The following is a 24,997-nucleotide window of genomic DNA, read 5'->3' as shown; positions in this document are numbered from 1 at the left end:
ATGCGCATTCGGGCCCGTTCTGCCAGTGCAGGAACCGGCAAGACCACCTCTCTGGTCCGGGAGGTGCTGCTCGGTCTGCCCCAGACCCCGCTCAGGCGCACGGCCATTGTCACATTCACCCGGTCCGGTGCGGCAGATTTGCGCCTGCGCCTCGAGCTGGCCCTGCGTGAGATGATTGAACGCGGGAAGTATCTGGATGTGATCTCCCGGGACCGCAAACTGTACCTGGAAGCCCTCTCGGAAATCAGGGGGGCCACCATCACCACCCTGCACGGCTTTTTCAGAACATTGTTGCGCCTGAATGCTCCTGCTCTGGGCCTTGACCCTGATTTTGCGGCCCAGGATGAACTGGAAAGCCACCTTCTCTTTCAGGAGGCCTGCTTTGAGGTGATTGCAGAGGCGGTGTCCATCCCGATGTCTTCAGGGGTTTCGCTGGTCGCCCAGTGGGGCACCGACGAGACCCTGAGGGCCTTGCTGGAACTGCGCAGGCAGCGGGCTTACTCTCCTTTTCAGGCTTATGGGGTGCTGGAACGGGAATTGCTTGAACTGTACCAGGAGGCGGCCAAACGCACCCGGGAACGCCAGGCAGGCAGGGTGCTGGACCCCGATGATGTGGAAGAGTGGGCCCTCCGGCTCACCCAGTCTCCAGACATGCTTTCCCGCATTCACGAGCGGTTCAGGCGGGTCTTCATCGATGAGTTCCAGGATGTGAGTCCCCTGCAGGCCCGCATCGTGCATGCCCTGAAAATCCCTCTGGTGGATCTGGTGGGAGATGCCAAGCAGAGCATCTACGCCTTCCGCAACGCAGATGTGAACGCCTTTCTGGAACTCTACCAGTCTGCAGAGCAACTCTCGCCCCTGACCACCACCTACCGACACCCCCCGACCCTGGCCCGCATTTTCACCGAGGTGGCCGAGCGTTTCTTCCCGGAGTTTGAGGAACTCGGGCTTCCTGCGCGGGTCACCTCTGCCCACACCGAGGACCTCCAGACCCCCATTGAGGTCCGGTTAACCCAGGCGGACACCATTGCTGCTGCCCGCAAGCAGGAAGCAGAAGACCTTGCCCTCCGGCTGCGCCGGATTTATTCCCGAGGCACAGGGTGGGAGGACATTGTGATCCTGATCCGGCGCAGGACCAGCCTGAGGTACCTGGAGCCTGCCCTGAAGCTTCATGGGATTCCCTTTGTGCTCGGGCGGGGTCGAAACTACTACGCCAGACCGGAAATTCTGGATGCCAGTCTTCTTCTACGCATTCGGGCGGAGTTCCATCCGACTTTGCTGGATCTGGCCCGACTCGGACAGGTGCCTCCCCTGAATGTGCCTGCACCCACTCCAGCAGACACCGTGGACACCTATCTGGCAAGGCACCCGGCCCTGAATGAGATGCTGGAAGGCATCCGTGCCGCCCCCAGACAGCCTGTGGCCTTCCTGCGCTGGGCACTGGGTGTTTTCCCCATCGACGCTTCTTCTCCTGAGGCCAGAAGCAACCTGGAAGGCCTGATTCGTGACCTGACCGAACGGGGCCTGGAAGATGCCGCCAAGGCTGCACGCTTTCTGAGGCTGGCTGCCGAGGGAGGCAATGACCCGGATGAACCCGTCAGCGGTTCTGGAGCGGTGCGCATCATGACTGTGCACGCTGCGAAAGGGCTGGAGTTTCCCATCACCGTGCTCTTTGACCTCTCAGATGATCCCAGAGACCGCACCGGAAGGGTGCTGGTGGACCCCGAATCCAGCGAGGTGATCCTCAAAGACACCGAGGAGTTTGAACGAATCCGGCAGCACTGGCAGCGCAGACGGGAAGGGGAAGACCTGAGGCTCCTGTACGTGGCCCTCACCCGTGCCCAGAAGTACCTGATCCTCACCGGATCGGTTGGGGGCAGCGGGCAGGCCCAGGGATGGCTCCTGCAACTGGATTTCCTGTATGGTCAGAAGCGCACAGATGTGCGGGTGATCCACACAGAAAAACAGAATGTGGCCTCAGAAATCGAAGTGACGCAGGCTGCCCCTGAACTGGATGCCGAATTTGCCCACGCCCGATTCGAACCTCCCCCTCTGGTGGTACGGGCGCCCACCCGCAATCGGGATGCACTCCAACTGGCAAGGGGACCCGGTCAGGACATTCCTGGTTTTGGAAAGGTCGTGGGGGTGTTGACCCATTACGCCATCGCTTTTGACCTGACCCTGAAAGGCATGGGCGTCCTGAAAACCCAGCAGATCCTGCGCCCCTACAACCCCGACGAGAAAGAAAGCATCTTGCAGGAGGTCCGCAGGATGCTTGAAAGCCATCACCTGTTGTATCCAGATCGGCATGAGCGTCTGGAGGACCATCCCGAGTTGCCTTTTGCCTTCCAGAGAAATGGCGTCACCTGGAATGGCATCATCGACAGGCTTTACCGAACCCATGAAGGCTGGGTGCTGGAAGACTACAAGACAGATTTTCTGGAGGAGCAGGACCTGGATCAGGCCACTGAGCATTATGCACCCCAGCTTGCCATTTACCGGGAGGCCATCAGGCTTGCCCGCCCTGAATGCACCCCCATCATGGTGAGACTGGTTTTTCTGTCCCTCTCAAAAGTCCGCGAAGTGCCAGAAGACCTGCTGGACCGTGCGCTGCACAACATGGACGGGAGTCCCACGGGGAGGGACCAAAATCCAGTAGACTGGTAGAGCAATGCAGGACCCGATTCAACTCAAACAGACCTTTCCCATTCGTTCCCGTCCAGACGTACTGTTCCGTCTGGTCGGTGATCCCAAGAAACGCATCCGCTGGGACAAATCCCTGCGCCAGTACCGGTACGACGGGGAGGAAAAACTCCAGGTCGGCTCCAGAGTGAAAGGTGTGCTGCAATGGAAGTACGGAGGCATGGCCTTCCAGGCGAAATTCACCCACCTGCAGGGACCCAATCGGGCCACGCTGGAGAGCGTGAAACCTTTCGGGCTCATTGAGAAGATGACCCAGCAGTGGGCCTTCAAACCCATGCCCGGAGGTGCAGAAGTCACCTTCACTTTCACTGTGGTGCCCAGATACAAATTTGTGCGCCGCGCCATTGAGCGTCTGGTCCAGAACCTCTTTGCGGAGACCCTGCTGGAACTGCAGCGTGCTGTTGACTCCAACATGGCCGACGCCATGCAGGAAGCCGCACAGGACATTGCCAAAAAACAAAGGGAAGAGCGCAAAAAGAAGAAAAAGAAAACCAGCTGAAGAAACGAAAACTGGAGGGGCATCCCCTCCAGTTTTTTGTTGTCTTCAATCTTTCCGGGTGATTCCGCTGTCTGTGATGGTGAAGGTTTCTGGATCGAGGTCAAAGCGCTTCAGGTTTTCAGCAATGTACCCCTTGACGGCTTCCATGTCATATCCGGTCTTGTTCTGCTGTGCAGCCATGTGATCGACCATCTGAAAGAAAGTCATGTACATCAGCAGCTCTGAGGTTTTCTGGCGGTCCTCGTTGCTGAGTTTTTTCAGGGCAGCCGCCCTGTCCACCGCCGAGCGGAACTGTTTGAGTACGGCGTCATTTTCGGCTTCGGTGGTGTCCCGGTCTTCGAGTTGACCGAAAGAGGTGTTGACCCACAACGTCAGGCTCACCGCGAGTTCATTGGGGTCGTACCCCAGGTCTTTCACGGCTTTGCGCATGTTGTTCACCACGTCGGCCTGCTTCAGCATGTTCTTGATCTCATTGTGCTTGCCAGGGGCTTTTTCCAGCAGGGCTTTGAAAATCTGGTCTTGCAGGGCAGCAGTGGTTTTGGGATTGGGTTTGAAGGTCAGCAGGGCACTTTTCGCCACAGGTTTGGCCTTGTCTGCAGTGGTTTGCACCGCTCCGGAAATGGCTGTGGTCATGGCGGTGTTCTGCATGTTGCTGGCGGTGGACTCGAACATGGCCGAGAACACATCTTCTGCCTGTGCGGTCATGGTGGCAGTGACAAAGACCATCAGAATGGTTTTTTTCATGAAAACCTCCTTGGAGCCGCACAACTGCAGCTCCTGGGTGGGCTGATTCTGACTTGCGGCCCATTTCAAATTCAAGACGCCATTCAGAATTGTTTCTGAAATGTAACCTTTTCATCTTCGACCGTTAAGCTGAAAGGGTGAGCATCCACCTGCTTGATGAAGAAGCGGCCCGTTTCATGCTGGACAGCCGCAACCTGCAGTACCTCAGGCCCTACGTGCCAGAAGAGCGCAGCATCCAGCAGGCGGCCCAGGAACTTGGCATCTCGGTGGGCAAGATGAGCTACTGGACCCACAAACTGCTGGATCGAGGGCTGCTGGAAATCCGCCGTGAAGTCAGGCGGGCAGGCAAGCCGGTGCGCTACTACCAGGCCACGGCAGAGGAATTCATTGCTCCCATCGAAATTCTTCCTGAGTTCAGTGATGTGGAACTGGTCAAAGCCCATGCCACCTGGTGGTGGAGCACCTTCATGGAGGAGGTGGCACGGGCGGGACGCAGAGCCTATCCACACTGGCAACTCAGGGTCACAGGTACGGACCTGCTGCACCGTCTGGAACCTGCTTTGCAGGACGGCACCCCGGTGAACGAAAAAGAATATCCCATCAACGACTGGTTCCATGCCGACCTGACAGAGGGGCAGGCCAGTGCTTTTCAGGAGGAATTGCTGGCCCTGATGCGCCGGTACCACACGGCTGAAAGCCAGGGTCAGCCCACAGCAAGGTACATGTTTCATTTTGGGATGGTCAGGAGAACCACACCGGAATAAGGGGGAACCATGCAACAATTGACCACTTTTTTATTCAATTTGTGGGCCACAGGGGCTTTTTTCTTCGGGGTGCTCTCTGGCCGCTGGATCGTGCAGGACAATGTGTGGCCCTTGCTGCTGGCCCAGCTCTTCTTGATTTCCCTCCTCACCTGGCCCCTGTACCGCCGCAAATATGAACGCATTCGTGCTGTGGCAGGCTGGCAGTACGCAGGACTCGTTGCTGGCCTGATTGTTGGGATGGGAGAATTCTGGTGGGCAAAGGGCCTGTGGTGGCTCTCCCTGATTGCAGGTCTGGGTTTTCTGATTGTTGCTGTGCAGATGCCTCAGTCACTGAACGCCTGGATCTGGGACATGGTGTTTCGGTGCAAACGGCTGGAACCCTGGTTGTGCCCTCACCTGCAGAGCCGAATGCAGGTGCTGGACTCCGGGGTGCTGGACCTTTTCGAGGTGACCGAAATCAAAGAACAGCTGGAAGGTGGGGTGGTGCAATCCCGCGAGCAGAGCAGCACAACCCATGAGGTACGCTGGCAGGGGGACTCCCTGTACTCAGGCGACCTGAAAGACGCTGAAAACTGGCTCCTTGCCCGTTACCGAAACTACCGCCGAGTCTGGCTCCTTCCCATCTCGCCCGAAGTGGGTCCTGCACAGACCCTCACCCGCAAAGAAGAAAAAAAGATGACCACCACAGACATGTGGGCAGAATTGCACCAGCCTTCTCAGCAGGAAGTGCTGAAGTACAGCCCTTTTGAACTGCGGGTCTGGACCTTCTCAGAAAGCAACCTGTCAGACCTTGAGGGGCCCTACCGGGTGGACCATTCAGAAGACTCACCCCTTTTCCATGACCTGCAGGGCAGAGAGGGATGGACCCTGGAGCAGCATGAACTGGGGCTGGTGGGTCGCGTGGAGGTGTGGTTGAGGGATCTGAAAGTCGCTGAATGCCCCTCACTTGAAGCTGCCCAGGCGGAGGTGCTGAGCCGTTACCGAGAATACCGCCAGATCCGGGGCCTCGGTTCGGAGTTGGACCGGGCGGACATTGATTTCATGCCTTTGCCCATGAAACACCTTCTGACGGTCCTTCCCAGAAACGGTGGTTCCATGAAGGTGTCACTTCAGGAGCTTGAAGAGATGGACCCTTCAAATCTGGAAACCATTGAACTGTACCTTGGAAAGCACCTGCTGGGCACTTTTCAGACCCCTGATGAACTCAGGAGGTACCTGCAGAAGCATGCCATCAGAGAATTGTAGCTCTGCCTGCCTTGCATCAGGCAAGGCAACCCTGTTCTGGGCCTGATTCCCTTATGATGGAACCCACATGACCGTTGTCCTGAAAGCCGTGAACCTCAGCAAAACCTTCACCCTGGGAAATGAGCAGGTGCATGCCCTCAGAAAGGTGACCCTGGACATCCCGCAAGGGTCTTTCGTGGCTGTGATGGGACCCTCAGGCAGTGGCAAGAGCACCCTGCTCAATCTGCTGGGCCTGCTTGACCATCCTGATCAAGGGGATGTGGTGCTGTCAGGAACCCCCACCCGTGGTCTGAAGGACGACGCCCTGACCTTGCTCAGGCGTGAAAAGATCGGATTCATCTTTCAAACGTTTGAACTGATTCCTACCCTGAGTGCCGAAGAAAACATTTTGCTGACTTCGGAGCTTTCTGGACAGCTGAAACAGGCCAGATCCACCCTTCCTGCACTGGCAGAACGGCTGGGCCTGACCGGGCGGCTCAGGAACCGTCCTTCAGAACTCTCAGGAGGGCAGCGCCAGAGGGTGGCCATTGCCCGTGCCCTGATCAACCGTCCTTCGGTGATTCTTGCAGATGAACCCACCGGAAACCTCGACAGCAGAAATGGCCGTGAGGTGCTGGAAATCTTCCAGAAGGGGGTCACTGAAGAAGGCTGGACGGTGGTGATGGTCACCCATGATCCTGCAGCAGCCCTGTGCGCCGAGAAAATCATCTTCCTGCGGGATGGTGAAATCGTGGGGGAGACCCGAACGGCAAGCCCGGATGCCCGTGCACGCATTGAGGAATTTGTCGGAGTGTGAAGCTGTGATACAGTGCTGGCCATGTTTCAACCTGAAGAATGGACACTTCTTGAACAGTTTCAGCGGCAAAATCTCAAACACTGGCTGATTGGTGGTCATGGCATTGAGCTCGTGGTCGGGCACAGCTACCGGGCCCATGAGGACCTGGATTTCATGGTGGACGCACATGATGGACCGCGCATGCTCAGGGTGCTGGAAGACCTCGGCTTCAGTCACCTTCAGGGGTCTCTGGAAGAAGGAGATGTTTTTTACAGGCGAGAACACCTGATCGTGGATGTGGTTCCCATAGACTCCCGGGCCTGCCCACCTCGCACATTCGGAGAACTTGCACCCATTCAGTGGCCTGAGGTTTTTCTGGAAACCCATGTGGTTCAGGTGCAGGGGATGGCCCTTCCCACCCTGACGGCTGAAATGCACCTCGCCATGAAAATCCTGATTGCTGATTTCTACCAGATCCCCATGCGCGAAAAAGACCTGGTGGACTGCGAGCAATTGAGATCCTGTCGTGAGGCCTTCCAGCAAGCACCGGCCCAGTGAAGCAGAAAGTCCAGAGGGCCTGAAGGCCCGGAGAGCTTTGTAAATTTTGAAAACAAAGAAGTTTTCGAAAGTCTGGATCGGGTGCACAAATCCCGGTCTTTTGATGTGAACAACCTGTTCGAAACCCATTCAATTTGACAAAACGTTTCAGGGGGCAATTGACCCCTGCTCCGATTTCTGTTATAAATCAGTTGATCGTTCAACCAAACCCCCTAGGAGTGTCCCCGTGACCCGTATTACGCTGCGCGATGTGGCAGAGCGTGCTGGTGTGTCGTACCAGACGGTCTCCAACATCATCAACAACACCAAGAGCGTGAAGCCCGAAACCCGTGAACGGGTGGAACGGGTGATCCGTGAGATGGGCTTTGTCCCCAACTTCACCGCCAAGGTGCTCCGGCAGCAGAAGTCCATGACCCTGGGATGTGTGTTCTACGAGGTGGCCGATTTCGATGTGGAAGACCCCTACCGCAACATGGTGCAATCTGCTGTTTCGAAAGCTTCGAAAGAAGCAAACTACAGCCTGCTCACCTACCATGTGTTTGAGGACAACCCCAACGACCTCGAAGAGTTGAAGGTCCACCTGTCGCAGGGTCGCCTGGATGGGTTGCTGTTCCTCAGCCCCAGCATTCCCGACACCCTGATTCATGAACTGTCCCACTGGAACCGTCCCATTGTGCTTTTTGACCGTTTTGAAGCCAGTTCCTCTCTGCCTTCGGTGATGCCCCAGTATGGAGATGGCATCCGGCAACTGGTGCACCATCTGGTCCAGAAAGGCCGCAAATGTCTGGCCTTTGTGGGCGGACGGCGTGAAGATTACACCCAGTCTGGAGAACTTCGACTCTCTGGGTTCCTTGAAGCCACCCGTGAACTCGGGGTGTGCCTGTCCAGCGATTACATCTGTCACGGAGACTGGTCTTTTGAAGGGGGAAAGCAGGTCTTTGAGACCCTCTGGAACCTGAACCCCAGACCTGACGCGATCCTTTCTGCCAACGACCGGATGGCCATTGGTCTGCTCAGTGCAGCTTTCGAGATGGGTGTGCGGGTGCCGGAAGATGTGTCCATCACTGGCTTTGACGACATTGAATTCTCCCGTTACACCAATCCCCCCCTGACCACCGTGCATGTTCCTTACGTCGAAATGGTCAATCACGCTGTGCAGACCCTGGTCGACATGATCGATGGCCAGGACATTCACGACCACCTGTGGATGCCCGTCAGTTTACGCATTCGCTCGTCTTCCTGAACTTCACTGCTGCCCCATCCCATTCAGTCAGACCCATTGGTTGAACGATCAACTGTTTCAGATCTGTAAGTTGAACGATCAACCTGAAGAGGAGAGGAGACCATGAACACCACAGAAGCCACCCCAGAGACCCCGGCAAGAGGCACGGTCAACAGAAGTGCCAGGCTGGAAGCCCTCACCGGACTTGCCTTCATCCTGCCAGCCCTGATCGGTTTCGTGCTCTTCTACATGTACCCGGCATTGCGTGGACTGTGGATCAGCTTCACCGACTGGAACATGCTCAGGGAACCCACCTTCGTTGGCATCGAAAACTACCGGCAGGTTTTTCAGGACGAGAAATTCTGGAACGCCCTGTGGATCACCTTCAAGTACGTGTTGCTCAACATCCCGATTCAGACCATCCTGGGGATTCTGCTTGCTGTGGCCATGGACCGCGTTGTCAAGAGCACGGTCATCCGTGGCCTGATGATCCTGCCCTACCTGCTCTCCAACGTGCTGGTGGCCCTGGTCTTCCTGTGGCTCCTTGATCCCTCCCTGGGCATCGTCAATGCTGGCCTGCAAGCCCTGGGCCTTCCGAAACAGGACTTCTTTGCCTCCACCGATCAGGCCCTGCCCACCGTGGCCTTCGTGAACATCTGGAGACACGCCGGATTCACCGCCCTGCTCTTCTATGCTGGACTGCAGAGCATCCCCAGAAGCGTCTACGAAGCTGCCAAGATTGACGGCGCAAGCGAAGGACAGATGTTCTGGCGCATTACCCTGCCCCTTTTGCGCCCGGTGACGGTGTTTGTGGTGGTGACCTCCATCATCGGGTCCTTCCAGATCTTTGACACTGTTGCTGTGGCAACCAACGGCGGACCTGCAGATGCCACCAAAGTGCTGGTGTACTACATCTACGAGAATGCTTTCGCCTTCTTCAAGATGGGTTACGCCACCGCCATGAGCATGATTCTCTTTGCCATCATCCTGATTTTCACCGTCTTGCAACTCAAATTCTTCCGCGCCGACCAGTCGGACCTGGCCTGAGGAAAGGACCCACATGACCGTGCAGACCCAACCCACACAAGCCCGCAAAAACCGCAAGAGCATGGCCTGGGAACACTTCCTGGCCTGGTTCGGCATCCTCCTGGTCATCCTGCTCTCCATCTTCCCGATCTGGATCGTTTTGAAGACCGCCCTCTCGAGCAGCACCACCCTCTTTGAAAGTGGAGGCCAGCTTCTCCCGAGTGAGCCCACCCTGGACAACTTCAAGCGGGTACTCGGCATGGTCACTGCTGAAGAAGCCCTCAAGGCCGGAGGCTCCGGACAGAGCGTGAACTTCCTGAAATCCATCTGGAACTCCGTGATTTTCACCGGACTCATCGTGATCGGACAGACCTTCTTCTCTGCCCTGGCTGCCTACGCCTTCGCCAGACTCAAATTCCCCTTCCGGGACCAGATTTTCACCCTGTTTCTCACCGCCATGATGATTCCCGGGATCGTGCTCTTCATCCCCAACTTCATCACCATCAAGAACCTCGGGTGGCTGAACACCATGCAGGGCCTCGTCGCCCCCTACATCCTGATGACCCCCTTTGCGGTGTTCTTCCTCAGGCAGTTTTTCCTCTCCATCCCCAGAGAGACCGAAGAAGCCGCTGTTCTGGACGGTGCAAGTCCTTTCATGATCTTCTGGAAGGTCGTGCTCCCCATGAGCCAGGGACCCCTCGCCACGCTCGGCATCCTCACCACCATCGGCATGTGGAACGAATTCTTCTGGCCGTACCTGATCGGCAAAGACGAGAGCGTCTACACCCTCCCTGTGGCCCTGCAGCAATTCCAGACCCAGACCCCCCAGGGATCACCGGACTGGACGGGCCTGATGTCCGGAGCCTTTCTGTCGATCATTCCGGTTTTCATCCTGCTGCTGATCATGGGCAAGCGCGTGATTGAATCCCTCGCCTTCAGTGGCGGCAAGTAACCGCACCTGAGCAGCACCCACAACCCAGGTTTCAACGTTCAAGGAGGAAGAGAGACCTTGAATTGAGACAGCACACTGCAAAAAGGCCCCACTTCAGAGCAAAATCCCAGCCCAACCGGAGGAACGTTATGAAAAAGTTTGTGACCCTCAGCAGCATCCTTGCCCTCACTTCCGCCCTCTCCACCGCCAGTGCCGCCACCACCGTGGATTACTGGCTGTGGGACAGCGCACAGCTTCCTGCCTACCAGCAGTGCGCAAAAGACTTCACCAAACTCAACCCTGACATCAACATCAAGATCACCCAGAAAGGCTGGGACGACTACTGGACCGGGATCACCACCGGATTTGTGGCTGGAACGGCACCCGACGTCTTCACCAACCACCTCTCCAAGTACCCCGAGTTTGCGGCAAACGGTCAGATTGTGGATTTCGCCCCCTGGATCAAACGAGACAGTGTGAAAACCAACATCTACCTGGAAGGCCTGTACTCCCTGTGGGGCAGAGACGGCAAACAATACGGCCTGCCCAAGGACTGGGACACCGTTGCCATCATCTACAACAAAGACATGCTGAAAAAAGCCGGGATCAGCGAAAAAACCCTGAATGCCCTGAAGTGGAACCCCAAAGACGGTGGCTCCTTCGAGAAAGTGATTGCCCAGTTGACCCTCGACCAGAACGGCAACAATGGTCTCTCCAAGAACTTCGACAAAACCAAAGTCAAGCAGTACGGCCTCCTGAACCCTTATGATCCCAACCCCTACGGGCAGACGGGCTGGAGCTGGCTTGCCGTGTCCAACGGCTTCAAATACAACGATGGACTTTATGCCACCAAATACTACTATGACGATCCCAGACTGGCCGAGACCATCCAGTGGCTCACCGACCTCAGCCTCAAGAAAGGCTTCCTGATTCCCTACAAGGACATCCGGGGTCTCGGTGCAAACAGCCAGTTCGTGGCCGGTAAAGGGGCCATGACCACGGACGGAAGCTGGATGATCAAGTGGTACATCGACAACGCCAAATTCGATGTGGGCTTCGCCCTGTTGCCCGTGGGTCCCACCGGAAAACGCACCAGCATGTTCAACGGTCTCGCGGACAGCATCTGGGTCGGCAGCAAGAAGAAAGAGGAAGCCTGGAAATGGGTCAAGTACCTGGGTTCTCCTGCCTGTGAAAATGTGGTCGGCAAGTACGGTGCGGTGTTCCCGGCCGTCAACAGTGGTGTGAACCTGGCCCTCGCCACCCACAAGAAGAATGGGGCAGACGTCTCCGCCTTCACCAAGACCGCCAAGGCCAAAGGCAGCACCTTCCTGTTCCCGATCACCGACAACGCCAGCCAGATCAACTCGATCATGACCACTGCGCTCGAAAACGTCTTCCTGGGCAAAACCCCTGCAGCGGAAGCCCTGAAGGAAGCCAACCAGAAAGTCAACGCCCTCTTCAAGTAAATCCACGCTCTCCTCTTTCCCAGGGAAGCCCTGCCCATTGGGGCTTCCCCCTTTTTCTGCCTGGAGATCAGCATGAAAGAACACATCATCACCGCCCATCACACCTGGACCCTCCCCCTGGACCACTACGACATCCTGCTCAACGGCTACCAGAGCTGGAGTGACGCCGACCTCCGACCCCTCAGCGACACCCAGACCGCCCCCATTCTGGAAGCACTGATCAAACAGGGCTATGACATCCAGTTCCCACCCACCGGACAGGCAGGCGTGTGGCGGAGCCACCACCTGATTGCCCTGGTGACCGAAAAAGGGGCTTACATCGGGTTTGCCCTCTCCGCAAAAACCAGCGTGGCCTGCTGGGAAGCCCGAATTGAACAGAATGCCGTGACCGTCACTTTGAAGGTCGATGGCACCCCCGAAGAAGTGGTCTTTGAGTGGACCGATCAGCCCATACAGCGCATTGAAGACCTCTCCAGACAGTTCGCTCAGAACATGCAGGCCCCAGTGTGGAATCCTGTGCGGGTGTGGTGCAGCTGGTACTCCTACTACCGCAACATCACCGAGCGTGACTTCATCGAGAACGCCCGGATTGCCCGTGAACTCGACCTCCCCTTCGATTATTTCCAGCTCGATGACGGTTACCAGAACGACCTCGGCGACTGGCTGGAAAAACGCCCCACCTTCCAGGGAGATGTGGCAGGCATCCCTGCCCAGATGGAGAGGCTTGGGTTCAAAGCAGGCCTGTGGATGGCTCCATTCATTGCCAGTCCCACCAGTCAACTCTTTCAGAACCATCCAGAGTGGTTCCTGAGAGACACCCAGGGACAGCTGGTGATTGCTGGAGACAACTGGGACAACGATTATTACGCCCTGGACCTCAGCCAGCAGGAGGTGCTGGACTGGCTGGAAGACCTCGCCCGCACGTTCAGAAGTTTCGGATACAGCTACTTCAAGCTGGATTTCCTTTTTGCAGGAGCCCTGCCCGGCGTGCGCCAGAACGGACTCAGCAGAACAGAAGCCTACCGAAAAGGAATGGAAGCCTTCAAAAAAGGCGCAGGAGACGCTTTTCTTCTGGGATGCGGTGCCCCTCTGGCCCAGAGTGTCGGCCTGGTAGACGCCATGCGCATTGGACCCGACGTGACCCCCTTCTGGGACGATTACGCCCGACGCAGGTGGGTCAAAGATGGAAGCCACCCCAGCCTGAAAGGCACCCTGCAAACCTGCCTGAGCCGCTTCTACCAGCACCACTGGTACATGCCCGACCCCGACGTGATGATCGCCCGCCAGAAACTCAGCCTGCTCAGCGACCAGGAACGGGAATCCCTGCTGAGACTCGTGCAAGTCACAGGAGGACTGCTGGCCTCAAGCGATCCCCTGATGCTGCTTGAACAGAAAGACATTGACCTGCTGAGGACCTCTCTGGAATTCCATCCCCGGGACCTGCCCGCCACCCTCAACGAGCGGTTTGGTCTTGCCCCCACCCATTACCGCACGGTGACTTTTAACCTGACCGAAGAGCTGCAGGATGGGATTGCGCCTCATGCCAGCAGGAAAGCCGAGGGCCGAGGGCCGAGGGCCGAAGGCATGGCACTTCATGGCATTGGCTAAAGCAAAGCTGGGCTGCTTGAGGGCTCTCGCTGTCGCGTCTCGAATGCTTCCATGCTTAAGACAACGCTCTGGCCAAAGCAGTCCTCGGCCCTGGGCTCTCGGCCCTTGGCATCAAGTCAGGCCTTCGGCTCAAATCCAATCCACCCTCCACAAACCTGAAATCCCACATGGTATACCTAGTGCTGTGAGCAAACTCGAACCCCTTCAACAGATGCCTGATTTTCAGCTGCAGGACCAGAACGGCAAGACGCACAGCCTCTCCGATTACAGGGGCAAGTATGTGGTGCTTTATGTGTACCCCAAGGACGACACTCCTGGATGCACCAAAGAGGCCTGCGATTTCCGGGACAACCTTGAACTCAAGCAACTCGGGGTTCAGGTGCTGGGCCTCAGCAAAGACGATCAGGAGAGCCACACGGCTTTTGCCGAGAAGTACAGCCTGCCTTTCCCCCTGCTCTCCGACCTGAGTGGCGAATACATCAACGAAATTGGGGCCTGGGGCACCAAGAACAACTTTGGCACCATCACCGAAGGCATCAAGCGCACCACCTTCGTGATTGATCCAGAAGGCAAAGTGGTCAAAGCCTGGTACATGGTCAAGGTGGATGGGCACGCCGAGAGTGTGCTCAAAACCATCAAAGCTGACATGGAAAAGAGGGCAAAATGAGCCTCGAAGCCCTGAAGGAACAGGCGGCCATCAAGGCTGTAAGTTATATCCAGAGTGGCATGCGGGTCGGTCTGGGGACGGGTTCCACCGCAAAGTATGCCATTCTGGAACTGGCCCGCAAACTCCGCGATGGTGAACTGACGAACATTGTTGCTGTGGCCACCAGCATCGACAGCGAGCGTCTGGCCCGTGAAAATGGCATCACCGTGCTGGACCTGGACCCCACCCCTCTGGACATTGCCATCGATGGGGCAGATGAGATCTCTCCCACGCTGGACCTGATCAAAGGCCTCGGTGCTGCTCTGCTGCGCGAGAAAATTGTGGAGATCCAGGCAAAAGAGTTCATTGTGATTGCCGACCACACCAAACTGGTGTCTCATCTCGGGCAGAAGGCCCCTGTGCCTGTGGAAGTGGTGCAGTTTGGCATCCAGAGCACCCTGCAGCGCCTCTCGAAGTTCGGTGAGCCTAAACTTCGAGAGAAGAACGGTGAGCTCCTGATCACGGACAACGGCAATTTCATCGCGGACCTCTGGTTCAACCATCCCAACCCCACTGCACTGGAACGGGACCTCAAAGGCACCCTGGGTGTGGTGGACACCGGATTCTTTCTGGGCATGGCCGCCAGGGCCATTGTTGCCCATGAAGACCGTGTGGAAGAATTCAGCCGGGCCTGAAGCGATCAGAACCTGCAATGAGCGCCCTGCCCCGGGGCGCTTTTTGACTTTCCTGGATGCTACAGATTTTTCGTGCCCCTCGGGTCATGCTTGAAACATGGCACACTTCTTGATTGTCAAAAATCCCAATGGACACAGAAACGTGATCAACCTGGATCAGGTGACCCGGGTGGAGGTGCACCAGATTCTGCCCACCCAGTGGCAGATCCGCATTTACTTCACCGAGGGAAACCCGAGCGAGTACGGGAATTTTGAGAGTGAACGCAGCGCTTTTGAATGGATCAGGCAGGTCTTCCAGCCTGATGACCCCGATCACTTTCTGGACCTGACTGACCCTTCATCCTGAAGGATTCCTGCCCTTGACCCTGCAACCGTTGGAGACCCGATACTGAAGGCAGGAGGTCCGATGAACACCCTGCTGAAAGCCCCCAGAGCCCCGAAACGCCACGATCCTGAGCTTCTACAGTTGCCTCCGGTCCAGTGCCTGATGCTGGATGGCACAGGAGACCCCAACACTGCCCCTGCTTTTAAAACAGCTGTTTCTGCCCTCTACAGCCTGTCTTACGCCATCAAATTTGCCCTGAAAAAGCTGGGCACTGAACACAAGGTGCAACCCCTTGAGGGCCTCTGGTGGATGGGAAACGAGCAAGCTCCTGAATTTGATGCGGTGCAGGCCAGCCGTGAACACTGGCACTGGACCCTGATGATCCAGCAACCAGACCACCTGACTCCAGCGCTCTTTGAGCAGATCCGTTCAGAAGTGATTCGCAAGAAAGGGCTGGACAGGCTGAGTGAGGTGCGACTGGAAACCTTCACGGAAGGGCAGGTGGCCCAGGTCCTGCATGTGGGCCCATTCAGCGCGGAAGGGGAGACCATTGAGCGGCTGCACAACTCGATTGCAGCGCAGGCCCTGAGCATCTCAGGGAAACACCATGAGATCTACCTGTCTGATTTCACCCGTGCTGCTCCTGAGAAACTGAAAACCCTGATCCGTTACCCTGTGACCAGCCGATGAGACCCCTGGTTCCCATTGGCCGTTTCTCCCAGGTGACCCGCATTTCGGTCTCGCTGCTCAGGCATTACGACGAAATCGGGCTGTTGAAACCGGCGCACATCGAGCCATCGGGGTACCGTTACTACAGCCTCTCTCAGGCACAGGATGCCGAAAGAATCCGCTGGTTGAGGTCCCTGGATTTCTCGCTGGAGGCCATTCGGGACCTGTTACAAATACAAGACCCCCTGGAACTCCAGCGCCGCATGCAGCAGCACCGGGACCAACTGGAGAAGGAGCTTGTGCAGTTGCAACAGAAAATTGCTGCTCTGGAAGAGCCTCCGCACCTGCTCCTCTCCAGGCATGAGGTTTTTGTGCGAGAAGAGGAAGGGTGGCACGCCATCACCCACACAGAAACCTCCACGTTTTTGCAGATCCAGCAGAACCTGGGTGCCCTCTTTGCATCCCTTTACAGGAGGGCCGCCGACCTGAACCTGAGGCCGAATGGTGCTCCTTTCCTGATGTATCACGATCAGGAATTCCGGGAAGAGGACCTCACGGTGGAAGCTGGAATTCCCGTTGTGGCTCCATCAAAGGACTGCCCCGAGGTCCAGATGTTTCCCACCGGTCTGGTGCTTCACACCTTGCATTCCGGTCCATATGATGCGCTCTCAGGGGCATACACGGCGCTGCTGGAAGGGATGCAGGGTCTGGGCCACGGTCCAGCAGGACCTCCCAGAGAGGTGTACCTGATTGGCCCTTCTCAGGTGGCGGCTGCACAGCAGTACCGCACTGAGGTGTGCTGGCCCATCAGGTGAAACAGCCATAAAAAAGGGAGGAAGCCATGCTTCCTCCCTCAAAAATCTTGATTCAGCCTTTTTTGGGCTGGCTTGGGCGCACTTCCACCCTGGAAGGCAGGGTTCTTTCATTCATCTCCAGCAGGTCCTGCACAATCTGGGCGATGTCTTCGGGCTGGATTTTCCAGGCGTCCTGTTCATTCGGGGTGTGGTTGTTGAAGTGGGTGGCGACACTTCCCGGCATGATCTGGGTGGCTTTGATGCCCAGGGCACGGAGGTCCAGCATGGCCGCTTCGGTGAAGCCATTGAGGCCAAATTTGCTGGCGTTGTAAGCTGCCCCTCCAGCGAAGGGGTTTTTGCCTGCCAGACTGGAAATGGTGATCAGGTATCCTTTGGTTTTGCTGAGGGCATCCACACTGGCCTTGAGGGTGTAGAACACTCCGGTGAGGTTGGTGTCGATGACCGCATGCCAGTCTTCAATGCTGAGGTCCTGCACGGGTTTGAACACACCCACCCCTGCGTTGGCCACCACCACATCCAGTGCACCGAATTTCTCAAGGTGGGCCTGCACTGCGGCTTCAAGCTGGCTGTATTCTCTGGCATCTGCTTTGACCGCCAGCACTTTTTCGGGCTGTCCCAGAGACTGGGCTGCAGCGTCAAGCTCTTCCTGTTTGCGAGCGGTGATGGTGACGTTCAGTCCTGCTTCGAGCAGGGTTTTTGCAATGCTGTATCCGATGCCTTTGGAACCGCCGGTGATCAGTGCATTCTGATATTTCATAGGGCTCCAGTTTAAATCCCAGTGTTCATGGGAAATGGGAGCCAGGTCATGCTCTGGATGGATCAGTTGTCAGCCATCAGCACAAAGGCGTCAGAGTAGTGCATGGACTCAGGATTTCAGGAAAACGACATGGAGGCATCTACAATACGGTTTTCTCCTCTCATACCATCCACAACCCCTTCAGAGTCACAAAAAACCTGGACCAGAAGCCCAGGTTTCAGCAAGTAGACCATGAATAGAAACGCTTCCAGTGGATGTGCTTGCTAGAACGCCGACCCAGGCTTGTTTTCACCACTCATATTGCGGTTGATGGTTTCTTTTGTGCCCTGTTGAAAGTGGGGTTCCAGCAGTCCTTTGATGTTCAGCAGTGCTGCAGGAACATTTCTGGAAAGGCCTTCTTTGCGCATGCGCATGAAAATGGGAGCCATGGGGCCAATCAGGGTGACCTCCTGGGTCAGCAGCAGGTCTTTGCCGTCCTGTTCCCAGTAGCGTTTGGTCAGCATTTCCACGCCCAGTGCCAGGGTGGTGGAGATGATGTAGCTCTGGCCCACATCACAGAGAAGCACAGAAAACCTGATCACAGCACCGTTTTTGTGTTTGATCGTTCCTTTTGCGCCCTGTCTAAAAATGCCTTCCAGGGTGGCGCTCTCCACTTCCGGGTCCCAGGTGCTCCAGTGGGCGACATCGGTCAGGACCTTCCAGAGGTCTCCAGGGGCAGTGCTCAGCCGTTCGGTGTGTTTGTAGCTGTTCATGGTCGCTCTCCTTGCAGAAATTGTGCCCTATGTCCTTCAGTGTAAATAAAAAACGCTTACAAAACCATGAACGCTGTGATTGAGATCACATCTTCTGTTCAAAGCCGTCCCAAAAAAGAATCCCGGGCTTTTCACCCGGGATGGACAGCAAACTTTTGCGTTACTGCGTTTGCGTGGACTGGATGGCCGTGAGGGCAATGGTGTACACGATGTCATCCACCAGTGCACCCCGGGACAGGTCGTTGACGGGTTTGCGCAAACCCTGCAGCATCGGACCCACACTCACCACGTTGGCACTGCGCTGCACGGCCTTGTAGGTGGTGTTCCCGGTGTTCAGATCAGGGAAGATGAACACCGTGGCCTTGCCTGCCACCGGACTGCCTGGAGCCTTCTGTGCGCCCACACTGGCCACACTCGCAGCGTCATACTGCATTGGACCGTCAATGATCAGGTCTGGCCGCTTGCTTTTTGCCAGTTCCGTGGCCTGACGGACCTTCTCCACATCGTCCCCAGCTCCGGAGGTTCCGGTGGAGTAACTGATCATGGCAACCCTCGGGGTGATCCCGAACGCTGCAGCAGAGTCTGCCGACTGAATGGCAATGTCTGCCAGCTCTTCTGCAGTGGGGTTGGGGTTCACTGCGCAATCTCCGTAGACCAGCACCTGTTCGGGCATCAGCATGAAAAAGACACTGCTGACAATGCGGGTGTTGGGGGCAGTCTTGATGAGTTGCAGGGCAGGACGGATGGTGTTGGCGGTGGTGTGGATGGCCCCACTGACCAGACCGTCCACCTCACCGAGGGCCAGCATCATGGTGCCCAGCACCACGGTGTCCTCAAGCTGGTGTTCGGCCATGGGCGCGGTGAGGCCCTTGTGCTTGCGGAGTTCCACCATCGGTTCCACATAACGGCTGCGCACGGACACCGGGTCCACAATGCGCAGGGAGTCCGGGAGCGTCAGGCCCTGTGCTTCGGCCACCCGCTGGACACTCTCAGGCTTGGCAAGCAGGATGCACTCGGCAATGCCTTTCTCGTGGCACTGGATGGCTGCACGCACGGTGCGGGGTTCATCCCCTTCAGGGAGGACAATGCGCCTTCGGGCCACCCGTGCTTTCTGGATGAGTTCATAACGGAAAGCCGGAGGGGGCATCTTGCGCTCATGGGCCACGTGGATGTTCTGCTTGAGGTGCCCGGTGTCCAGACGGTCCGCCACGAAGTCCAGCACCTGCTCCATGCGTTCCAGGTCATCAAGGGGCACCTGTGGGTCCATCTGGTTCAGCAGATTTGCAGTGTGGTAGCTGTTGGAATCCACCAGCATGACGGGCAGATCCGAATTCAGGGCCGGGCGGCACAGCCTGAGGATGGTTTCGTCGGGCATTTCGCCACAGGTGATCAGCATGCCTGCCAGAGGGATGCCGTTGAGGCTGGCCAGACTGGTCGCCATGATCACATCCTCGCGGTCTCCGGGGACCACCACCAGTGTCCCGGGACGGAACAGGTCCACAATGCGGTTCACCGAACGGGCAGAAACCATGTTCGCCCGCACCCGGCGCATCTTCATGTGACCCTGGTTCAGGATTCTGGCGTGCAGGTGCTGGGCCACATCCCAGGTTCTCGGGGCAGCCAGTTCAGCGTTGCGGTGAATGATCCCCAGCATCGGCAAACTGCCCAGCAGGTCGCTGTGGGTGCGCAGGTCATGGACCAGCTTCATCACGTCCAGATCGGCATCAGCAAAATTCAGCACATAACCGGCAATGGCCTGCCTGCTGCTGCTGGCGAAGTCATGGGCGGTGATCTCCAGCTGGTCTGCCAGTTCAAACGTGGGGTTCCCGGCAAGTGTGGCGACCAGCACGGTGTCTGCTCCGAGGTTGCGGGCCATCGACACATTGAGCTGGTGGGCATAAGGGTTCTTTCCAGTGATCGCCAGACCCTCGACCACCACCACGTCTGCCCCCTCGGCGGCCCGCTGGAAGACACTCACCACCTCCTCCATCAGGGCGTCTTCCTGGTGCTGCCCGAGGAACATCTCGGCGCGGTCCAGGTTGATGGGAGCAGGGGCGTGCAGTTTGCAGTTCTCCTTGGCAAAATGCACACTGCGGTCCAGACTGGCATGGTCCTGCGCGATGGGTTTGCAGAAACCCACTTTCAGAGAGGCACGCTGCAGGGCCCGCACCAGCCCAAGGGCCGTGCTCGACAGTCCCACCTGCTGTCCGACAGGAGCAATAAAGAATGTTTTCATGTCAGCACCTTTTCTGTTTGCAGGGCGATCATCAGCTCTTCATTGGTGCCCACCACCAGTGCAGGGGTGCCCCCCTCCAGGGTGATGGGGCCAGATTGCCCACCAACGAGACCTGCATTGCGCTCCGGGTCGAGCCTGAGGCCCAGAATGCCCAGATGAGAGAGGGTTTTTTCACGCACAAAACGGCTGTTCTCCCCAATGCCTCCGGTGAAAATCAGGGCGTCCAGGCGGCCCAGCGGAACCGCCATGGCCGCCACGTACTTCGCCAGACGGTAACAGAACACTTCCAGTGCAAGAGACGCCCCTGTGTGACCGGCAAGTCTGGCCTGCTCCAGTTCCCGGCAATCGTTGGACAGCTCAGAAAGCCCCAGCAGACCACTCTTCTTGTTCAGGAGGTCCGTGATCTGTTCGATGGAGAGCCCCAGCGTCTGGTGCAAAAAGAGGTGCAGGTTCGGGTCCACATCTCCGGAACGGGTGCCCATCACCAGGCCTTCAAGGGGGGTGAGGCCCATGCTGGTGTCTGTACTCTGACCCCCTTTCACGGCAGTGATGGAGCAGCCATTCCCCAGGTGGGCACTGACAAAGCAGGTCTCTTCCAGAGGCTTTCCAAGCATTTCAGCGGCCTTCATGGTCACATACTGGTGGCTGGTGCCGTGAAAACCATAACGCCGCACCCCATGGTCCCGGTACAGTTCAGCCGGAACGGCGTACCTGTAGGCATGTTCCGGCATGGTCTGGTGAAAGGCGGTGTCAAAGACCACCACATGGGGCAGGTCTGGAAAGGCTTCCAGGGCGGCCTGAAGGCCCAGCAGGTTCACCGGATTGTGCAGTGGAGCCAGCGGAATGCAGGCCTCAATGGCTTTTAACACTTCATCATTCACCCGGGTGGCCGAATGAAAGTATTCACCACCGTGCACAATGCGGTGCCCGACGGCAGCCACATCCTGCAACAGGTTCAGGGACTCCAGGGCATGCAGAATTCCATGCATGGCTTCAGCGTGCCCCTGCTCGGCCAGAGGCAGGGTTTCCTTGCCCCTGGCTGTTTTGACGGTCAGCAGAGGACCCGTTTCATTGAGCTTCTCGGCCAGGCCACTCACCACTGTGGTCTGGCTCTGGGGATGAATCAGGGCAAATTTGATGGAAGAACTTCCGCAGTTGATGACCAGGGTATCGCGCATCCCTCTCACTTTACCCGCCCGTCAGCGGTTTCAAAGTGAGGATTGACCCGGACCAGACTGGGACGTCTGTCTCAGGGAACCTCATGCCCTTGTGAGGCCTGCCAGACCTCGAACCAGTCCTGTTCCGACAGTTGCACGTTCAGGGCCTGAACCGCTTCGTTGATCACCTGCATGCGCTGGGACCCGGTGATGGGGAGGGGACGGCTGGGGTGTTTCAGAATCCAGGCGTAAACCAGCGTTGCAACAGATACGCCATGTTCGTTGGCGAGGCGTTCCAGAGTCAGCCTGACCCTGACACTGCGTTCTCCAGAATCGGTGAAAATGCGGCCCTGGGCCAGAGGGGACCACACCATCGGAGCCACCCGTTCTTTTTGCAACTGGTCCAGGGTGCCATCGTGCAGAGGATCAAGGTGCAGGGGGGAGAGTTCAATCTGATTGGTCACCAGTTCAAATCGACTGTTCAGCAGGTCAAACTGATGAGGGGTGAAATTGGAGACCCCGAAAGCCAGCACTTTTCCCTGCTGTTGCAGTTCACTGAAGGCTTCTGCCACTTCATCTGCCTGCATGAGGGGACTCGGGCGGTGCAAGAGCAGCAGGTCCAGGCGGTCGGTCCTGAGTTCCCTCAGGGAATTTTCGACCGACCAGATGATGTGTTTTTTTGAGTGGTCGTAGGACTTGATCCGGTGTTCTGGTCTCCGGTCTGAGATCAATTTGATGCCGCATTTGCTGACCAGTTGCATCTGGTTGCGCAACTCTGGATTCAGGGCAAGGGCTTCACCAAACAGGCCTTCTACACTGTAATTGCCATAAATGTCGGCATGGTCGAAACTGGTCACGCCCCGCTCGATGCATTGCTCGATCCAGTGCAGCCTGTCTTGCGGGTTCCAGTTCCAGTCAGCCATTCTCCATGCCCCGGCGACAATGGTTGAAAGCTTCAGCTTTCCAGGCTTCAGTTCGGTGTGGGTCATGCGAGCACCTCCACTTCAAGGTGTTTCTGGATGCCGATTTCGGCAAGATCACGGTCCTCTTCGGGACGCAGACCGCTGACGGCCACAGCACCAACCACCTGTCCCTGATGCCACACGGGCACACCACCATCCCAGCCCACGTATTTCAGTTCGCCGTAGTCACTGAAACTCCAGCCCTGGGTGACAGACGCTTTTCCTGTGTCACCAGTGACCTCTCCAAGCCTTGCAGCGGTGTAAGCCTTGTTGGTGGCCACCTGAATGGAGGGGAGACCTGCACCGTCCATTCTGCGCAGGGCCAGCAGGTCGCCGTGTGAATCGGCGACAGCAATGACGGCTGACTGGTTTCTGTGGACCAATGCCTGATGAATGGCCTGGATGGCCGTCTGGGCTTCAAGATCGCCCAGGTTCAACTGGTGTTTCATGGGTTCCTCCTGGACTGTGGGGTCCTGTAGAATCATCTTACGGGATCGATCCCAGATGTCAATACTCTGGTTCTAAATTTCGTACTAAAGTATGGAAAACACTGCCCCTGAACCCATCCCCAGCACCTTCGCACAGCGCCTCAGAGAACTGATTGGAGACCAGAGCGTTTCCGCCTTCGCCCGCAAAGTGGGTCTGGGTGAGGCCCTGGTTCGCAAATACCTCAATGGGGCCGAGCCCAGCCTCTCCAGAGCCAACCAGATCGCCAGCAAAGCCAACTGCTCCCTGGAATGGCTGGCCACCGGAGGAGGTTTCCGATACCGCCAGGCAGAAGTCGTGGACATGGCGGCCCTGGAACTCGCCATCAAGTACGCCCTGCAACTCTCCGGGCAGACCGACCCCCACTTCAAACTGGACGCCACCATGAAACTGATGGTGACCCTGTACCAGTACCTGCGGGCCACCAAGAAGACAGATGGCAGCTTCGATGAGGAGGAAACCCTCAACTTCGGGCGGTACATCGCCACCATCTGCGGGGTCTGAACCCTGTATGCTGGGCATATGAAACGCAAGGCCAAGAAAACCGTTTCCCCCGCCCTTGAAAGCGACCAGGACCGGGTGGCTGCCTTCCTGTCCTTCTCGCCCGAGGTGCAGAAAGCCTACCTGCGGGCCATGCAGTCGATCGACCCCTCTGCCCTGACTTACCTGGAAACCCACCCGGAGGCCAGCAAGGTCCTGAAGCAGTTTCAGCTTGAAGAGGTGCTCAGTGACACCCTTAAAGGACTCAAAAGGTAGTCATGCTGGACCTGATGAACATCATGCGCCGCCTCCGGGCGAAAGACGGTTGTCCCTGGGACCAGGAGCAGACCCACGAATCCCTGCGCCCCTACATGCTCGAAGAGGCGGCAGAGGCCGTGGATGCCATCTCCAAAGGGGACCTGCAGGAACTGAAAGGTGAACTCGGAGACGTGCTCTTGCAGATCGCTTTTCACTCTGTGATCGCAGAAGAGTCAGGCACCTTCAGTTACGCAGAAGTGGAACAGGGCATCTGTGACAAACTCATTCGCCGCCATCCTCATGTCTTTGGTGACACCACTGTGGAGAATGCGGAAGAGGTCACCCGCAACTGGCAGACCATCAAAACCGCCGAAAACGGGGGCAAAGAGAAACACCCCCTGGAGCGCATTCCCAGCAGTCTTGGTGCACTGGAGCGGTCCAGGCAGACCATGAAAGCCCTGCAAGAAGCCAAAGGGACAAAGGATGGTGTGCAGCAAGCACTGCAGTCTGCTCCTGAATCTGAAGAGGGGGTCGTACAGGTCCTCGAAGCCGTGATTGCCTGGGCCAGAAGCCTGGACGTGAACCCCGAAATTGCCCTGCGTGCCCGCACCGAACAGCGAATTGCCCATGCCCTCAACCCTGCTGAATAAAATCCTGAACACCCTGAAATCCCGTGAGCGTGTGACCCTGCACCTGCCTGAATACCGCAGTGCAGCTGTCCTTGTGGGTTTCACCGATGAAGAGAACCCACGCCTGCTGCTGACCGTGCGGTCTCTGGACCTTCCGAGCCACCAGGGCCAGATCAGTTTTCCGGGTGGCAAGATTGAGGCAGGGGAGACCATCAAAGAGGCCGCCCTCAGGGAAGCCTGGGAGGAGGTGGGCCTGGACCCGAAGGTGGTGCAGGTGCATGGCCTGTGGGACGACACTTTCACCCCTTTGGGTTTTCATGTCACCCCGGTGATTGCGACCCTTCCAGCGAATTATCCTTTTGCACTGTCCTCAGAAGTTGCAGAGATCCTGCTGGTTCCTGTTGCAGATCTTCTCCACTTGCCTCCAGAAACCCTGGAACGCCAGTTCAAAGGGCGCACCCACCTGATTTACACCTATCCCTGGAAAGGACACCGCATCTGGGGCATGACGGGCAGAATCATTCATGGGGTGTTGCACCCTGAGCTCCATCCCAGAGAGTACTGACTTTTGCTGGTCCGGTGGACGAAG

At 57.2% G+C, this 24,997-nt stretch carries 27 protein-coding genes; 20 read left to right on the top strand and 7 right to left on the bottom strand.

The window, feature by feature from the left end; genetic code table 11:
• The gene (locus DC3_RS08865; RefSeq protein ID WP_146883990.1) at positions 1 to 2,667 is read left to right on the top strand and encodes a UvrD-helicase domain-containing protein; all 2,667 of its coding nucleotides are present in this window, start codon (positions 1 to 3) and stop codon (positions 2,665 to 2,667) included.
• A gap of 4 nt (positions 2,668 to 2,671) precedes the next feature.
• A complete protein-coding gene (locus DC3_RS08860; protein ID WP_146883989.1) occupies positions 2,672 to 3,202 on the top strand; it encodes an SRPBCC family protein in 531 nt (176 codons plus the stop codon).
• A gap of 45 nt (positions 3,203 to 3,247) precedes the next feature.
• On the opposite strand, the gene DC3_RS08855 is transcribed toward DC3_RS08860, so the two are convergent.
• Positions 3,248 to 3,946, bottom strand: coding sequence for a DUF6683 family protein (locus DC3_RS08855; RefSeq protein ID WP_146883988.1), 699 nt, complete (start codon positions 3,944 to 3,946; stop codon positions 3,248 to 3,250).
• Between the two features lie 137 nt (positions 3,947 to 4,083).
• Between DC3_RS08855 and DC3_RS08850 the strand changes: the two genes are divergently transcribed.
• The 14 genes from DC3_RS08850 to DC3_RS08785 all read left to right on the top strand — a co-directional run bounded on the left by DC3_RS08850 (position 4,084) and on the right by DC3_RS08785 (position 16,691).
• Positions 4,084 to 4,710, top strand: coding sequence for a helix-turn-helix domain-containing protein (locus DC3_RS08850; RefSeq protein WP_146883987.1), 627 nt, complete (start codon positions 4,084 to 4,086; stop codon positions 4,708 to 4,710).
• 9 nt (positions 4,711 to 4,719) lie between these two features.
• Complete coding sequence (locus DC3_RS08845; protein WP_146883986.1) at positions 4,720 to 5,955, top strand: hypothetical protein; 1,236 nt, start codon at positions 4,720 to 4,722, stop codon at positions 5,953 to 5,955.
• Between the two features lie 67 nt (positions 5,956 to 6,022).
• The gene (locus DC3_RS08840) at positions 6,023 to 6,751 is read left to right on the top strand and encodes an ABC transporter ATP-binding protein (protein WP_146883985.1); all 729 of its coding nucleotides are present in this window, start codon (positions 6,023 to 6,025) and stop codon (positions 6,749 to 6,751) included.
• Positions 6,752 to 6,772: 21 nt separating this feature from the next.
• Positions 6,773 to 7,288: a nucleotidyltransferase domain-containing protein gene (locus DC3_RS08835; protein ID WP_146883984.1), complete on the top strand. Its 516-nt coding sequence runs from the start codon at positions 6,773 to 6,775 to the stop codon at positions 7,286 to 7,288.
• A 226-nt stretch (positions 7,289 to 7,514) separates the two neighbouring features.
• A complete protein-coding gene (locus tag DC3_RS08830; RefSeq protein WP_146883983.1) occupies positions 7,515 to 8,531 on the top strand; it encodes a LacI family DNA-binding transcriptional regulator in 1,017 nt (338 codons plus the stop codon).
• 102 nt (positions 8,532 to 8,633) lie between these two features.
• Positions 8,634 to 9,557 carry a carbohydrate ABC transporter permease gene (locus tag DC3_RS08825; RefSeq protein ID WP_146883982.1) on the top strand — a complete coding sequence of 308 codons (924 nt, stop codon included), beginning with the start codon at positions 8,634 to 8,636 and terminating at the stop codon, positions 9,555 to 9,557.
• A gap of 13 nt (positions 9,558 to 9,570) precedes the next feature.
• A complete protein-coding gene (locus DC3_RS08820; RefSeq protein WP_146883981.1) occupies positions 9,571 to 10,488 on the top strand; it encodes a carbohydrate ABC transporter permease in 918 nt (305 codons plus the stop codon).
• Between the two features lie 128 nt (positions 10,489 to 10,616).
• Complete coding sequence (locus tag DC3_RS08815) at positions 10,617 to 11,933, top strand: ABC transporter substrate-binding protein (protein ID WP_146883980.1); 1,317 nt, start codon at positions 10,617 to 10,619, stop codon at positions 11,931 to 11,933.
• Positions 11,934 to 12,005: 72 nt separating this feature from the next.
• Positions 12,006 to 13,541, top strand: a complete 1,536-nt coding sequence (locus tag DC3_RS08810) for a glycoside hydrolase family 36 protein (RefSeq protein WP_246130610.1) — start codon at positions 12,006 to 12,008, stop codon at positions 13,539 to 13,541.
• 184 nt (positions 13,542 to 13,725) lie between these two features.
• Complete coding sequence (prxQ, locus tag DC3_RS08805) at positions 13,726 to 14,208, top strand: thioredoxin-dependent peroxiredoxin PrxQ (RefSeq protein ID WP_307724735.1); 483 nt, start codon at positions 13,726 to 13,728, stop codon at positions 14,206 to 14,208.
• On the top strand, positions 14,205 to 14,882 hold the full coding sequence (gene rpiA / locus DC3_RS08800; RefSeq protein WP_146883979.1) for a ribose 5-phosphate isomerase A: 678 nt from the start codon (positions 14,205 to 14,207) through the stop codon (positions 14,880 to 14,882). Before prxQ ends, rpiA begins: the two co-directional genes overlap by 4 nt.
• A gap of 97 nt (positions 14,883 to 14,979) precedes the next feature.
• Positions 14,980 to 15,228 carry a hypothetical protein gene (locus DC3_RS08795; protein ID WP_146883978.1) on the top strand — a complete coding sequence of 83 codons (249 nt, stop codon included), beginning with the start codon at positions 14,980 to 14,982 and terminating at the stop codon, positions 15,226 to 15,228.
• Positions 15,229 to 15,288: 60 nt separating this feature from the next.
• On the top strand, positions 15,289 to 15,897 hold the full coding sequence (locus DC3_RS08790) for a GyrI-like domain-containing protein (protein ID WP_146883977.1): 609 nt from the start codon (positions 15,289 to 15,291) through the stop codon (positions 15,895 to 15,897).
• Complete coding sequence (locus DC3_RS08785; protein ID WP_146883976.1) at positions 15,894 to 16,691, top strand: MerR family transcriptional regulator; 798 nt, start codon at positions 15,894 to 15,896, stop codon at positions 16,689 to 16,691. Before DC3_RS08790 ends, DC3_RS08785 begins: the two co-directional genes overlap by 4 nt.
• Before the next feature lie 52 nt (positions 16,692 to 16,743).
• Here the strand turns inward: DC3_RS08785 and DC3_RS08780 are convergent, their stop codons facing one another.
• From DC3_RS08780 to DC3_RS08755, 6 genes are all read right to left on the bottom strand, one after another.
• Positions 16,744 to 17,448: an SDR family oxidoreductase gene (locus DC3_RS08780; RefSeq protein ID WP_146883975.1), complete on the bottom strand. Its 705-nt coding sequence runs from the start codon at positions 17,446 to 17,448 to the stop codon at positions 16,744 to 16,746.
• Positions 17,449 to 17,711: 263 nt separating this feature from the next.
• A complete protein-coding gene (locus DC3_RS08775; RefSeq protein WP_146883974.1) occupies positions 17,712 to 18,200 on the bottom strand; it encodes an SRPBCC family protein in 489 nt (162 codons plus the stop codon).
• A gap of 160 nt (positions 18,201 to 18,360) precedes the next feature.
• Positions 18,361 to 20,436, bottom strand: coding sequence for a phosphate acetyltransferase (gene pta, locus DC3_RS08770; RefSeq protein ID WP_146883973.1), 2,076 nt, complete (start codon positions 20,434 to 20,436; stop codon positions 18,361 to 18,363).
• Positions 20,433 to 21,614, bottom strand: a complete 1,182-nt coding sequence (locus DC3_RS08765) for an acetate kinase (RefSeq protein WP_146883972.1) — start codon at positions 21,612 to 21,614, stop codon at positions 20,433 to 20,435. Before DC3_RS08765 ends, pta begins: the two co-directional genes overlap by 4 nt.
• Positions 21,615 to 21,685: 71 nt before the next feature.
• Entirely contained in the window at positions 21,686 to 22,582 is an 897-nt protein-coding gene (locus tag DC3_RS08760; RefSeq protein ID WP_146883971.1) for an aldo/keto reductase, read from the bottom strand.
• Positions 22,579 to 23,004, bottom strand: coding sequence for a GlcG/HbpS family heme-binding protein (locus DC3_RS08755; RefSeq protein WP_146883970.1), 426 nt, complete (start codon positions 23,002 to 23,004; stop codon positions 22,579 to 22,581). Before DC3_RS08755 ends, DC3_RS08760 begins: the two co-directional genes overlap by 4 nt.
• Before the next feature lie 91 nt (positions 23,005 to 23,095).
• Here DC3_RS08755 and DC3_RS08750 point away from each other — a divergent pair, with 91 nt between their 5' ends.
• The 4 genes from DC3_RS08750 to DC3_RS08735 are packed head-to-tail and all read left to right on the top strand — an operon-like array spanning position 23,096 to position 24,973.
• Positions 23,096 to 23,545 carry a helix-turn-helix domain-containing protein gene (locus DC3_RS08750; protein ID WP_146883969.1) on the top strand — a complete coding sequence of 150 codons (450 nt, stop codon included), beginning with the start codon at positions 23,096 to 23,098 and terminating at the stop codon, positions 23,543 to 23,545.
• A gap of 18 nt (positions 23,546 to 23,563) precedes the next feature.
• Positions 23,564 to 23,797 carry a hypothetical protein gene (locus DC3_RS08745; RefSeq protein ID WP_146883968.1) on the top strand — a complete coding sequence of 78 codons (234 nt, stop codon included), beginning with the start codon at positions 23,564 to 23,566 and terminating at the stop codon, positions 23,795 to 23,797.
• 2 nt (positions 23,798 to 23,799) lie between these two features.
• Entirely contained in the window at positions 23,800 to 24,429 is a 630-nt protein-coding gene (locus tag DC3_RS08740; protein WP_146883967.1) for a MazG family protein, read from the top strand.
• A complete protein-coding gene (locus DC3_RS08735; RefSeq protein WP_146884030.1) occupies positions 24,407 to 24,973 on the top strand; it encodes an NUDIX hydrolase in 567 nt (188 codons plus the stop codon). Before DC3_RS08740 ends, DC3_RS08735 begins: the two co-directional genes overlap by 23 nt.
• Positions 24,974 to 24,997: the final 24 nt, after the last annotated feature.

It is taken from the genome of Deinococcus cellulosilyticus NBRC 106333 = KACC 11606, assembly GCF_007990775.1.
In the GTDB taxonomy this organism is placed as follows: Bacteria; Deinococcota; Deinococci; order Deinococcales; family Deinococcaceae; genus Deinococcus_C; species Deinococcus_C cellulosilyticus.
This window is presented reverse-complemented; position numbering and strand designations above follow the sequence as displayed.

Coding starts and splice junctions, on each gene's coding strand:
- DC3_RS08865 (WP_146883990.1), top strand. CDS start 1: ATGCGCATTCGGGCCCGTTCTGCCAGTGCAGGAACCGGCAAGACCACC.
- DC3_RS08860 (WP_146883989.1), top strand. CDS start 2,672: ATGCAGGACCCGATTCAACTCAAACAGACCTTTCCCATTCGTTCCCGT.
- DC3_RS08855 (WP_146883988.1), bottom strand. CDS start 3,946: ATGAAAAAAACCATTCTGATGGTCTTTGTCACTGCCACCATGACCGCA.
- DC3_RS08845 (WP_146883986.1), top strand. CDS start 4,720: ATGCAACAATTGACCACTTTTTTATTCAATTTGTGGGCCACAGGGGCT.
- DC3_RS08840 (WP_146883985.1), top strand. CDS start 6,023: ATGACCGTTGTCCTGAAAGCCGTGAACCTCAGCAAAACCTTCACCCTG.
- DC3_RS08835 (WP_146883984.1), top strand. CDS start 6,773: ATGTTTCAACCTGAAGAATGGACACTTCTTGAACAGTTTCAGCGGCAA.
- DC3_RS08825 (WP_146883982.1), top strand. CDS start 8,634: ATGAACACCACAGAAGCCACCCCAGAGACCCCGGCAAGAGGCACGGTC.
- DC3_RS08820 (WP_146883981.1), top strand. CDS start 9,571: ATGACCGTGCAGACCCAACCCACACAAGCCCGCAAAAACCGCAAGAGC.
- DC3_RS08815 (WP_146883980.1), top strand. CDS start 10,617: ATGAAAAAGTTTGTGACCCTCAGCAGCATCCTTGCCCTCACTTCCGCC.
- DC3_RS08810 (WP_246130610.1), top strand. CDS start 12,006: ATGAAAGAACACATCATCACCGCCCATCACACCTGGACCCTCCCCCTG.
- rpiA (WP_146883979.1), top strand. CDS start 14,205: ATGAGCCTCGAAGCCCTGAAGGAACAGGCGGCCATCAAGGCTGTAAGT.
- DC3_RS08795 (WP_146883978.1), top strand. CDS start 14,980: ATGGCACACTTCTTGATTGTCAAAAATCCCAATGGACACAGAAACGTG.
- DC3_RS08790 (WP_146883977.1), top strand. CDS start 15,289: ATGAACACCCTGCTGAAAGCCCCCAGAGCCCCGAAACGCCACGATCCT.
- DC3_RS08785 (WP_146883976.1), top strand. CDS start 15,894: ATGAGACCCCTGGTTCCCATTGGCCGTTTCTCCCAGGTGACCCGCATT.
- DC3_RS08780 (WP_146883975.1), bottom strand. CDS start 17,448: ATGAAATATCAGAATGCACTGATCACCGGCGGTTCCAAAGGCATCGGA.
- DC3_RS08775 (WP_146883974.1), bottom strand. CDS start 18,200: ATGAACAGCTACAAACACACCGAACGGCTGAGCACTGCCCCTGGAGAC.
- pta (WP_146883973.1), bottom strand. CDS start 20,436: ATGAAAACATTCTTTATTGCTCCTGTCGGACAGCAGGTGGGACTGTCG.
- DC3_RS08765 (WP_146883972.1), bottom strand. CDS start 21,614: ATGCGCGATACCCTGGTCATCAACTGCGGAAGTTCTTCCATCAAATTT.
- DC3_RS08760 (WP_146883971.1), bottom strand. CDS start 22,582: ATGACCCACACCGAACTGAAGCCTGGAAAGCTGAAGCTTTCAACCATT.
- DC3_RS08755 (WP_146883970.1), bottom strand. CDS start 23,004: ATGAAACACCAGTTGAACCTGGGCGATCTTGAAGCCCAGACGGCCATC.
- DC3_RS08750 (WP_146883969.1), top strand. CDS start 23,096: ATGGAAAACACTGCCCCTGAACCCATCCCCAGCACCTTCGCACAGCGC.
- DC3_RS08745 (WP_146883968.1), top strand. CDS start 23,564: ATGAAACGCAAGGCCAAGAAAACCGTTTCCCCCGCCCTTGAAAGCGAC.
- DC3_RS08740 (WP_146883967.1), top strand. CDS start 23,800: ATGCTGGACCTGATGAACATCATGCGCCGCCTCCGGGCGAAAGACGGT.
- DC3_RS08735 (WP_146884030.1), top strand. CDS start 24,407: ATGCCCTCAACCCTGCTGAATAAAATCCTGAACACCCTGAAATCCCGT.